The following is an 11,204-nucleotide window of genomic DNA, read 5'->3' on the forward strand; positions in this document are numbered from 1 at the left end:
CAAACCTAGCTGGAGCAGACAACGATGAAACGCGAATTGCTGGCCATTCTCCGCTGCCCCCATTGCCGCGGCGAACTGCATGTGGCTGGAAGCGGGGAGCAGGAGGGAGAGCTTGAGGACGGCGAACTCAGCTGCGCCGGCTGCCGCCGTCATTACCCGGTGGTGCAGGGCGTGCCGCGCCTCTTGCTGCAGGACGGCCTGGTGGCCAGAACCCGCAGCGGCTTCACCTACCAGTGGAACAAGCGGCAAACCGGCCGCGCCGAGCGCCGCGCGGTGGTGTACGGCTACGAGATAGGCAAGTTCATGGACTGGTTCGTCGGCGAGTTCACGCCCGGCCTGTCCGCGCGCGCGTCCGGTGCCTGGCTGCTGGACGCCGGCTGCGGCAGCGGCGAGAAGGCGCGCGAGCTGGCGCGGCGTTTTCCGCAGCACCAGGTGGTGGCGATAGACCAGTCCAACGCCATCGCCCGCGCCGCCTGGGAAAACCGCGATCTGCCCAATCTGCATTTCGTCCAGGCCAACGTCTGGTTCCCGCCGTTCGCCAATCACAGCCTGCAGTTCGCGATGAGCATAGGCGTGCTGCACCACACGCCGGACACGCTGCGCGCCTTCCGCGCGATCGGCGCGCTGGTGGCGCCGGGCGGCGACTTCATGACCTGGCTGTATCCGCTGCCGGAGGAGGACAGCTTCTGGGCCGGGCTGTACCGCCAGCGCGACAACCATTTTTTCAAGCTGGGCCACCGGCTGCCGCACTGGATGACGATCGCGCTGTGCCACGCCTATATCGCCGTCTTCTTCCCGCTGGTGCTGCGCTTCCTGAAAGCCCAGTACCGGGTGAACAAGGACCGCTTTCCCATCTATCCGGACCGGCCGACGCTGGGCGAGTTGTACCGCAGCTCGGTGTTCCTGTCCTTCGACAATGTGATGCCGCCGCACCAGTTCCGCCACGGCAGGCCCGAGGTCCGCGGCTGGTACCGCCAGCACGGCTTCGGCGCGGTCAATGACCGCTACCCGGGCTTTTTCCACGCGATACGCGGCCATGCCGCCTGATTACCAACGGAGGAGACTGCAATGAACGACGCCACCGTCGCGCTCGAGGCCGCGCTGGAGGACAAGCTGCGCGACTTCCTGGTCCGGCTGCTGAAGCTGGACGAAGACCAGCCGCTGCCGGCCGACGCCGACCTGATCAACCAGATCGGCCTGGACTCCATCGAGGCCTTCGACGCCATCGCCACGCTGCATGAACTGCTGGACGCGGTGATCCCGGAGAACTTCAACCCCAAGGTGGTCAACAGCATACGCACGCTGGCGCGCTACGTGCTGGACGCCTTCGGCGATGGCGCGGCCCGCCGCTTCATCGAGTTGGACCTGGAGGCGGTGACGGCCTTCGACGCCGAGGAAGACCTGTAGCCATGGCGGCGCGGCGCTTCTCCGGCGATGAACTGGCGGCGTTGCTGCCGCACGCCGGCGACGCCTTCTTCCTCAGCGACGCCGAGGTGGATGGCTGGAAGGCCAGCGGCGGCGCCAGCTGGCGCGCCGACCATCCCCACCTGCGCGGGCACTTTCCGGGCGAGCCCATCGTGCCCGGCATCTACCTGCTGGAAGCGGCCGCGCAGCTGGCCGGGGTGGCGATACGCTGCGGCGCGGAAGACTGGACGCCGGAAACGCTGGGCGTGCTGGCCGGAGTGCGCAAGTCCTATTTTCACCGCTTCGTCCGGCCGGACGAGCGGGTGGATTACGCGCTGGAGGTGAGGCCGACGCCGGGCAGCGCGATGTACGCGGTCAGCGGGCTGGGCAAGGTGGGCGGGGACAAGGTGCTGACCGTGGAATTGACGATAGCCGGCGTGCGGCGCTAGCGCGGCGGCGGGAGGGGGCATGGACAAGCGAAGAGTGGTGATCACCGGCATTGGCGTGGTGTCGCCTTACGGCGCGGGTTTGCCGCGCTTCTGGCAGGCGCTGGCGGGCGGCGAGAGCGCGCGGCGGCCGATACGCGGCTTCGACGCCTCGGTTTACCGCAGCGCCCAGGGCGGCGAGACACCGGCGGAACTGTTGGCGGACGCTGGCGCGCGCGCGCGCTGCGGCGACCCGGGCGAGGACAGCGCCTACTTCCTGGCGCTGGCCGCCGCCGAGGCGTTGCGGGACGCCGGCCTGGGGCCGGCATTCGATGACGCCGAGCGGGTCGGCTGCGTGCTGGGCACGCTGTGCGCCGGCATGCGCAATATGCGCGAATACGGCGCCGCCTACGAGGCGGGGCGGCTATCGCCGGTGGCGGCGGAGACGATACCGGCTCATTACCAGCTGGACTTCCTGGCGGGGCGGCACAATCTGACCGGACCGTCGTCGCTGGTGTCCACCGCTTGCTCGTCCACCACCGACGCGCTGGGCTACGCCTTCGACCTGATACGCGGCGGCGAGTGCGACCGCTGCCTGTCCGGCGGCGGCGACGTGCTGGCGGAGATGATACACGCCGCCTTCAACGGCCTGTATTCGATCACCACGGGCGAGCCCAGGCCGTTCGACAGCGAGCGCGACGGCTTCTTCATCGGCGAGGGCGCCGGCCTGTTCCATCTGGAAACGCTGGAGTCGGCCCGCGCGCGCGGCGCGCGCATCCATGCCGAGATCCTGGGCTACGGCCTGTCCAATACCGGCCACCACCTGACCGCCACCTCGGAAGACGGCGCCGGCGAGGCGCTGGCGATACGCCGCGCGCTGGACGACGCCGGCCTCGCGCCGGCGGACATCGACTACATCAATTGCCACGGCACCGGCACCCGCCACAACGACGCGTCCGAGATCCGCGCGATCAATCTGGTGTTCGGCGACGCCGCCGAACGGCTTCGCATCAGTTCCAACAAGGCTTCGATCGGCCATTGCATGGGCGCGGCCGGCGCGCTGGAGGCGGCCGCCACGGTGCTGGCGCTGGAAAACGGCCTGATCCCGCCGACGCTGCACACCCGCGGCGACGAGACGGCGCTGCGCAGCCGGCTGGTCGGGGCCGAGGCCAGGCCGGCTGTGCTGCGGCGCGCGCTGTCGCAGTCGTTCGGCTTCGGCGGGGCCTGCTCCTGCATCGTGTTCGGCCATTACCGGGAGGATGGGCATGCGTGAAGTGGCGATTACCGGCATCGGCGTGATCGGGCCGCACGGCGTGGGGCTGGATGGCGCGCTCGACGGCCGCTTCGTGTTCTCCGCCTGGCCGGAGGCGGCGTCGCCGCCGCACGCCGAGTCCCTGATCGCCAGCGTCGGCGATTATCCCCGCACCCGCTATTTCAACGAGCGCGCGCTGCGGCTGATGGACAAGCCGATGATGCTGGCCAGCTTCGCCGCCGGATCGGCGCTGGAGGACGCGGGCTACGGCGACGGCGAGGCGCCGGAAGACTGCGCGACGTTGCTGGGCACCGCGCGCTCCGAGCAGACCTCGGTGCACAAGTTTTCGTTGCCGCTGCTGCAGGGACGGCCGGAGCGGATCAATCCGGCCGAATTCCCGCTGGTGGCGCGCAATATCGCCTGCGGCCAGATGGCGATCCGCTTCGGCTTGCGCGGCCCCAGCTCGGTGCTGGCTTCGGGGCCGCTGGCTTCGCTGCAGGCGGTGGCGCGCGCCGCCGGCCTGGTCCGCTCAGGTCGAGCCAAGGTCGCGCTGGCGGGCGGCGTGGAGGCCTTGTCGCGCTTCGCCTTGCGTTTCTGCCGCGATTATTACGGCGACGCGGCGCTGGCCGGCAGGCCGGCCTTCTTCGGCGAACGGGGCGGCGGGCTGATCCCGTCCGAGGGCGCGTGCATGCTGGTGCTGGAAGACGCGGAGCACGCGGCGGCGCGCGGCGCGCGCGTCTACGCCAGGCTGGGCGGCTGGCATGCCGGCCGGCTGGGCCGGGGCGACGCGGTCCAATCGCTGCTGGACGGCTGGCGCCGCGCGGCCGACGCCGAGCCGGCCTTGCTGCTGCCGGGAGCCGGAGGCGCGGGCCGCGATCACGAAAGGCTGGAAACGCGGGCCTTGCGACGCTGGCTGGCGGAGCGCGCCGGGCAGCCGTGCAAGCTGCTGGCCGCGCGGGCGCTGGCGGGGGAGGGAGAGAGCTGGAGCGGCGCGCTGCAGGTGGCCTTGGCCGCCGCTTCGCTGGCAAGCCGGCGCGCGCCGGCCACGCCGGATGTGGCGGCGGACGCCGATCCGGCGCTGGCGCGGGCCGCAGCAGGCGGAGCGCTGCCGGACGACGCCGCCGCGCTGGTGTTGGGCAACGACGCCGCCGGGGCGTTCTGCGCGCTGGGGCTGCGCCGCTGAGCGCCATTGTTTTCGCGCCGCGCGCCGGGGCGCGGCGGCCATATGGAGAATCCGAATGAGTGAACACGCACTGCCGCTCGCCTTGCGCAAGGCGGCGCTGGTCACCGGGGCGGGGCGGGGCATAGGCCGGGCGATCGCGCTGGAGCTGGCCGGCCGCAAGCTGCCGGTCTTCGTCAATTACCGGCTGGACGGCGCGGCGGCCGAGGACGCCTGCGCGGCGATCCGGGCCGCGGGCGGCGAGGCCTATCCGGTCCGCGCCGACGTGTCCAACCGCGACGCGGTGGCGGCGATGTTCGCCGACATCCGCCAGCGCGGCTTCTGGGTGCAGACCCTGGTCAACAACGCCGGCATCGTCCGCGACGGCTTGCTGGCGATGATGCCGGCCGACGACTGGAGCACAGTGCTGGGCAGCAATCTGGACGGCAGCTTCCACTGCGCGCGCGCCGCGCTGCAGACGATGATGAGCCGCAAGAGCGGGCAGATCGTCAACATCGCCTCGGTCGGCGGCATGCGGGCGCAGGTCGGCCAGGCCAATTACGCGGCGGCCAAGGCCGGCTTGCTGGCGCTGACCCGCGGCCTGGCGCGCGAGGTCGGCCGCTACGGCATACGCGTCAACGCGGTGGCGCCGGGCTTCATCGACACCGACATGCTGGCGGAGATGAAGGCGTCGGACAAAGGCGCGGCGCTATTGGAGGACGCCCGCGCCAAGCAAATCCCGCTGGCGCGCTTCGGCAAGCCGGAGGAGGTGGCGCAGACCGTCGGCTTCCTGTGCTCGAGCGCGGCCAGCTACATCACCGGCCACGTGCTGGTCGTCGACGGAGGGCTGTGTGCCTGAAGCTCGGCCCTTGCTCGGCCGGCTGTTCTCGCCGATCCGGCTGAATAAGCTGCGGCTGCCCAACCGGCTGCTGATGAGCTCGATGCATCTGAACCTGGACGAGTGCGACGACGCCTGGCAAAGGATGGCGGCGTTTTACGCGCTGCGCGCGCGGGAGGGCGTCGGGCTGATCGTCAGCGCAGGTTGCGCGCCGGACGAGGCCGGCAAGACCACGAAGGGCGGCTTCGCGCTGTGCCGCGACGACGAAATAGAGCCGCACCGGCTGATCACCGGCGCGGTGCATGAGGCCGGCGGCCGCATCGCGCTGCAGATTCTGCATTTCGGCCGCGAGGCCTTTCACGGCGGCATGGTGTCGTCGTCGGCTGAGCGGCTGCCGTCCAGCGTGTTCACGCCCAGGCCGCTCGGCGAGGCCGAGATCCAGGCGACCATCGCCGCCCATGCCGATTGCGCGGCCCGCGCTGTCGCCGCCGGCTACGACGCGATCGAGCTGCTGTTCGGCCAGGGCTTTCTGGTGCACCAGTTCCTGGCCCCCGCCTGCAACAAGCGCACCGACCGCTGGGGCGGCGGCTTCGACAACCGCGCCCGGCTGGCGGTAGAGATCGCCGCCGCGGTGCGTCGCCGCGTCGGCCCGGATTTTCCACTGATCTTTCGTCTGCCCTGCATGGATTTGCTGCCGGACGGGCTGGACGCCGAGGAGTCGATGGCGCTGATCGGCAAGCTGCTGCCCTACGGCATCGATTTGCTCAACGTCAGCATAGGCTGGCACGAATCCGAGGTGCCGACCATCGCGATGGCGGTGCCGCGCGCGGCTTTCGCCGACGCCGCCCGCTTGGCGCGGCGGCGTTATCCGCAACTGAAGCTGGCCGTCAGCAACCGCGTCAACGACCCGCGCGACGGCGAGGCGCTGCTCTTGGACGGCAGCGCCGACGTGATCGCGATGGCGCGTCCCTTTCTGGCCGACCCCGCGTTGGCTGGGAAGGCCGCGGCCAACCGATTCGACGAGATCAACGCCTGCATCGCCTGCAACCAGCGCTGCCTGGACCACGTGCTGACTGGCCAGCCGGTCGGCTGCAGCGTCAATCCGGATTGCGGGCTGCCGGACGAAGGCCGCTACCCGCCGCTGCCGCGGACACTGGAAGTGGCGGTGGCCGGCGGCGGCATCAGCGGCATGGGCGCGGCCTTGTTTCTGGCCCGGCGCGGCGCGCGGGTGACGCTGTTCGAGGCGGGATACGAATTGGGCGGCCAGTTGCGGCTGGCCGCGCGCATTCCGCAAAAAGAGGAGTTCGCCGCCACCATCCGCCATTACCGCGGCGAACTGCTGCGGGCAGGCGTGGCGGTGAGGCTGGGCTGCCGTTTCGACGAGCGCGCGGTCGACGCCGCGCGCTGGGACCACGTGGTGTTGGCGCAGGGCGCCGCGCCGCGCCGGCCGGAAGGCGTGCCGGGGCTGGAACTGCCGCATGTGAGGGACTACGCCGAGGTGCTGGAGCAGGGTTGTCCGGTGGCGTTTCCAGTGGTGGTGATCGGCGGCGGGGGCATCGCCTGCGATCTGGCGAAATACCTGGCGGCCAAACGCGGCGAGTTGACCCGTGGAGCGCGCGGCTACCTCGCGCGGCGCCTGCCGGCGGAGACGCTGGCGCCGTACCTGGACGGCGGCGCGGACGACGAGGAGCCGGCGATCACGTTGCTGCAGCGCTCCGGCCGCAAGTTCGCCCACCGCGTCGGCCGCACCACGCGCTGGATACTGATGGACGCGCTGCGCCGCGACGGCGTGCGGTTGCTTGGCCGGGTCGACGTCGTCGAGATCACCGGCGACGCGGTGATCGTGCGCGAGCGCGGCGGCGCGATGCGCAGCCTGCCGGCGCGCAGCGTGGTGATCGCGGCCGGCCAGGTGCCGCGCTTGGGGCCGGAAGGCGCGCTGAGGCGGGCCGGCATTCCCTGCACGGCGCTGGGGGCGGCCGACGGCGGCCTCTCCGGCGTCAATCTGGCCGCGGCGCTGGAGGCGGCTTACCGGTTTGCGATGGAGCTGACATGAGCACGATGCGGGCGGTGGTATGGGAAGGGCCGCAGCGGCTGCGGCTGGCGACGCTGCCGCGGCCGGCGCTGCTGGAGCCGGACGACGCGCTGCTCAGAGTCACCCACGCGTCCACTTGCGGCACCGATCTGCATATCTACCGCGGCGCGGTGCCGGATTTCGAGCCGGGCACGGTGATCGGGCACGAGTTCGTCGGCGAGGTGGTGGCGGTGGGGCCTGAGGTGAAGCTTTTGCGGCCAGGACAGCGCGCGGCCTGCGCCGATTTCGTCGCTTGCGGCGCTTGCGCGCAGTGCGCGGCCGGGCGGCACGCCCAGTGCGGCGAGCGGCGGCTGTTCGGCTTTTCCGGCCTGCAGCCGCGACTGGACGGCGGCCTGGCCGAGTACGTTCGGGTGCCGCGGGCGGATGTCGCGCTGACGCCGCAGGCCGATGGCGCGGACCCGCGCTTCGGCCTGCTGTCCGGCGACGTGATGCCGACCGCGCTGGGCGCGCTGCAGCGTCTAGCGCTGGCGCCGGGCGAGCGCCTGGCGGTGGCGGGGGCTGGTCCGGTGGGCGTGCTGACCGCCTGGCTGGCGGCGCGCCGAGGCGTCGAAGTCCTGTTGCTGGAGGCCCATCCCGCCCGCGCGGCGCGCGCGCGTAGCGGGGGGCTGGCGGTGGCGGAGATCGCGGCCGGGCAACCGCTGTCGGATGCGGCGCCGGGTTTGGCCGGGCTTTTCGACGCCGCGGTGGACGCGGTGGGCGGCGAGAGCGGCTTGAAGACCGCGCTGGCCGCATTGCGGCCGCGGGGCCGGCTGGTCGGCGCGGGATCGCAGGCCGGCCGTTTTGAACTGGATTGGGGCGCGTTGATGCAGCGCGAGATCGCGCTGCAGTTCGTGATCGGCGATCCGATCGGCCTGCGCGGCGAAGTGGACGCGGCGATGGCCGGCTGCGCGCCGGCGCTGGAGCTGATGTTTTCCGACAAATTGCGCCTGGACGAGGTGCCGGATTATTTCGCCGCGCTGTACCGGCGCGAGCGTTTCAAGGCCTTGGTCGAGGTGGCGGGAGAGGCGGGATGAGCAGGCGGAATGCGGGAAAACGGCTGGCGTTGATAGGTTGCGGCGCGATGGGCACCGCGCTGGGGTTGCGGCTGCTGGGCCAGGGGTGGGAGGTGCGGGTCTATAACCGCAGCCAGGAGCGGACGGCGCCGTTGCGGGACGCCGGCGCCAGCGCGCACGCGACGCCGGCCGGCGCGGTGGCCGGGGCCGATTGGGTGGCGACGGTATTGACCGACAGCGCCGCGCTGCGCGCGCTGCTGTTCTGCGACCAGGGCATCGCCAGCGTGTCGGCCGCGGGCCGCCGCTTGGTGGACCTGGGCACCCATCAGCCTGTCCAGCTGGCGGCTTTGGGCGCCGAATCCGCTGCCGCCGGCTGGCCGCTGGTGGAGGCGCCGATGACCGGCAGCGTGCACGACGCCAGCCACGGCACCCTGCATTTCCTGGTCGGCGGCGCGGAGGCGGACGTGGAGTGGGCGAGCCCGCTGCTGTGGGCGCTGGGCCGCGGCGTCCATCATCTGGGCGGGCTGGGCGCGGGCAATACCGCCAAGCTGGCCTTGAACCTGCTGGTGGGGGTGATGGCGGGCGGATTGGGCGAGGCGATCGCGCTGCTCAGGGCGCACGGCCTGGCGGTGGATAGTTTTCTCGACGCGCTGGACGGCAGCGGCCTGGCTTCGCCCCTGTACCGGCGGCTGGGGCAGCGCTACCTGGACGGCGACCACGCGCCGCGCTTCTCGCTGGCCAATCTGGAGAAGGACCTGCGCTGGGAGTGCGAGCACGCGCTGGCCAGCGGCCTGCAGCCGAGGCTGGCGCCGGCGTTGTGCCGGCTGCTGGGGCCGCTGACCGAGGAGGCCAAGCGCCGCGACTACTCGGCCTTGATCGCCCATCTGGCCGGCGAGCCATCCTGTTGAATCCTTTGTCATGGTTGTTGAATTTATTAAATGATATATTCATTAATAGCCATGCCGACTTTCCCTTTCGAAAAACGAGCGAGCGCTTCATGAGTACAGCAGTCAAACCATCGACAAGCGGACCCATCGTCGAGCTGCAGGACGCGGGCCGCACCTTCCTGCTGGGCGAAACCCGGATCGAGGCCCTGCGCCACGCGTCGCTGGCGATCCAGCCCGGCGACTTCCTGGCGATCTGGGGGCCGTCCGGCTCCGGCAAATCCACCCTGCTCAACCTGCTGGGCCTGATCGACAGCCCCAGCTACGGCCGGATGCTGTTCCGCGGCCAGGATGTCGCCGGCCTGGACGACAACGCCCTGTCCGACTACCGCAGCCGCGAGATCGGCTTCGTGTTCCAGAACTTCAACCTGATCCCGGTGCTGTCGGCGCTGGAGAACGTGATGCTGCCGCTTTACTGCCAGCGCCTTCCCAAGGCCCAGGCCAGGGAGCGCGCCCGGGCGTGGCTGCAGAAGGTGGGATTGGAGGCTTTCGCCGATCATCCGCCGGAAAAACTCAGCGGCGGCCAGCGCCAGCGGGTGGCGATCGCGCGGGCGATGGTGACCGAGCCCTCTCTGGTGATCGCCGACGAGCCGACCGCCAACCTGGACTCGCGCACCAGCCGCGAGGTGATAGACCTGATGCAGGCGCTGAACCACAAGACCGGCGTCACCTTCGTGCTGTCCACCCACGATCCCAGGCTGCTGGCGCGGGTGTCGCGCCATCTGGCGCTGCGCGACGGCGAGATCGCCGAGGCCTCCTACGAGGAGAGCATGCTGAAACTCAACGCGGAGAGCCTGACATGAACCCCATCGTGATGGCGTGGCGCAATCTGCTGCGCAACCGCCGCCGCAGCCTGGTCACCCTGTTGTCCATCGCCTTCGGCATCGCCGCGCTGGCGCTGTTCGCCGGCTACACCCAGACCATCTACACCGGCCTGGCCAATCTCTCCATCCACGGCGAGATGATAGGCCACCTGTCGGTCAACAAGCGAGGCTGGCGCACCGAGGGCAAGCTGCATCCGGCGCGCTACCTGCTGACGCCGGCCGAGATCGCCAAGGTGGACGCCATCGTCCGCCAGCGCCTGCCGCAGGGCCACGTGCTGCCGAGGATGGGGCTGGACGGCATGATTTCCAACGGCCGCAACAGCACCATCTTCATCGCAGAAGGCATAGACCCGTCCGCGCTGCAGCTGATACTGGGCCCACTCAGCGGCGTGCACCGCAACATCGTCGCCGACAAGCCCAACGGCGTGTCGGTCGGCGAGGCGCTGGCCGCGGTGCTGGGGCTGAAGCGCGGCGGCGAGGCCTCGCTGCTGGTCGGCACCATCCACGGCCAGGCCAACGCCGCCGACGTCGAAGTCAACGACGTGATCAATACCGGCAACACCGCCACCAACGACAAATTCCTGCTGGTGCCGCTGCAGTTGACGCGGTCTCTGAAGGACGTCGGCGAGCAGGCCGAGTGGCTGACGGTATTGATCAACACGCCGGCCAAGGCCGGCGGCCAGCTGGACAAGGGCATGCTGGCGATGCTGACCACGCCGGCGCCGGACGAGGCGACCACCATCGCGCTGCGCGACCGGCTGCAGGCCGATTTCCAGGCCGCCGGCCTGGACCTGGAAGTGCGCACCTGGCAGGACATGTCGCTGTACTACAAGCAGGTGAAGAATATGTACGACCTGATCTTCACTCTGCTGTTGGGCATCGTGCTGGCCATCGTGGTGCTGAGCATCGCCAACGCGATGAGCATGAGCGTGCTGGAGCGCACGCGCGAGATCGGCACGCTCAGGGCGATGGGCTACCGCCGCGTCCGCGTGGTGGGCCTGTTCATCGCCGAGGCCTGCTTGCAAGTGGTCTTGGGCTGCCTGCTGGGGCTGCTGCTGTTCTGGCTGACCAGCCACGCGGTCAACGGCGCCAACATCCAGTATGTGCCGCCGGGCAACAGCGTCAGCGTGCCGCTGTACATCGATTTCGATCCGGCGCGGACCGTGTTCGCGATGCTGCTGCTGGGCACGCTGAGCATCGCCGCCGCCTGGCTGCCGGCGCGCAAGGCGTCGGGCCAGCAAATCACGCTGTCGCTGGCGCACAGCTGAGAAAGG

General features: G+C 70.5%; 11 protein-coding genes. All 11 read left to right on the forward strand.

All coding sequences use genetic code 11. From position 1 onward, the window contains the following. Positions 1–24 precede the first annotated feature (24 nt). The 11 genes from ACX17K_RS18855 (at position 25) to ACX17K_RS18905 (ending at position 11,198) form a co-directional block, all read left to right on the forward strand. Positions 25–1,047, forward strand: a complete 1,023-nt coding sequence (locus ACX17K_RS18855) for a methyltransferase domain-containing protein (protein ID WP_493775976.1) — start codon at positions 25–27, stop codon at positions 1,045–1,047. A 21-nt stretch (positions 1,048–1,068) separates the two neighbouring features. Beyond that, the gene (locus tag ACX17K_RS18860) at positions 1,069–1,407 is read left to right on the forward strand and encodes a phosphopantetheine-binding protein (protein WP_021476334.1); all 339 of its coding nucleotides are present in this window, start codon (positions 1,069–1,071) and stop codon (positions 1,405–1,407) included. 2 nt (positions 1,408–1,409) lie between these two features. Next, the gene (locus ACX17K_RS18865) at positions 1,410–1,853 is read left to right on the forward strand and encodes a 3-hydroxyacyl-ACP dehydratase FabZ family protein (RefSeq protein ID WP_493775977.1); all 444 of its coding nucleotides are present in this window, start codon (positions 1,410–1,412) and stop codon (positions 1,851–1,853) included. Positions 1,854–1,872: 19 nt separating this feature from the next. Further along, positions 1,873–3,102, forward strand: coding sequence for a beta-ketoacyl-[acyl-carrier-protein] synthase family protein (locus tag ACX17K_RS18870; protein ID WP_493775978.1), 1,230 nt, complete (start codon positions 1,873–1,875; stop codon positions 3,100–3,102). Further along, entirely contained in the window at positions 3,095–4,264 is a 1,170-nt protein-coding gene (locus tag ACX17K_RS18875; protein WP_493775979.1) for a beta-ketoacyl synthase, read from the forward strand. The genes ACX17K_RS18870 and ACX17K_RS18875 overlap by 8 nt, the downstream gene beginning before the upstream one ends. Before the next feature lie 55 nt (positions 4,265–4,319). Further along, a complete protein-coding gene (gene fabG, locus ACX17K_RS18880; RefSeq protein WP_343481180.1) occupies positions 4,320–5,099 on the forward strand; it encodes a 3-oxoacyl-ACP reductase FabG in 780 nt (259 codons plus the stop codon). Further along, positions 5,092–7,131, forward strand: coding sequence for an FAD-dependent oxidoreductase (locus ACX17K_RS18885; protein WP_493775980.1), 2,040 nt, complete (start codon positions 5,092–5,094; stop codon positions 7,129–7,131). The genes fabG and ACX17K_RS18885 overlap by 8 nt, the downstream gene beginning before the upstream one ends. Further along, on the forward strand, positions 7,128–8,183 hold the full coding sequence (locus ACX17K_RS18890) for a zinc-dependent alcohol dehydrogenase (protein WP_493775981.1): 1,056 nt from the start codon (positions 7,128–7,130) through the stop codon (positions 8,181–8,183). The genes ACX17K_RS18885 and ACX17K_RS18890 overlap by 4 nt, the downstream gene beginning before the upstream one ends. After that, positions 8,180–9,070, forward strand: coding sequence for an NAD(P)-dependent oxidoreductase (locus ACX17K_RS18895; RefSeq protein WP_493775982.1), 891 nt, complete (start codon positions 8,180–8,182; stop codon positions 9,068–9,070). The genes ACX17K_RS18890 and ACX17K_RS18895 overlap by 4 nt, the downstream gene beginning before the upstream one ends. 89 nt (positions 9,071–9,159) lie before the next feature. Further along, the gene (locus ACX17K_RS18900) at positions 9,160–9,909 is read left to right on the forward strand and encodes an ABC transporter ATP-binding protein (protein WP_493775983.1); all 750 of its coding nucleotides are present in this window, start codon (positions 9,160–9,162) and stop codon (positions 9,907–9,909) included. Then, entirely contained in the window at positions 9,906–11,198 is a 1,293-nt protein-coding gene (locus tag ACX17K_RS18905; protein WP_231162453.1) for an ABC transporter permease, read from the forward strand. Before ACX17K_RS18900 ends, ACX17K_RS18905 begins: the two co-directional genes overlap by 4 nt. The last annotated feature ends 6 nt before the right edge of the window (positions 11,199–11,204 follow it).

It is taken from the genome of Chromobacterium sp. INPA-IVC (assembly GCF_059047085.1).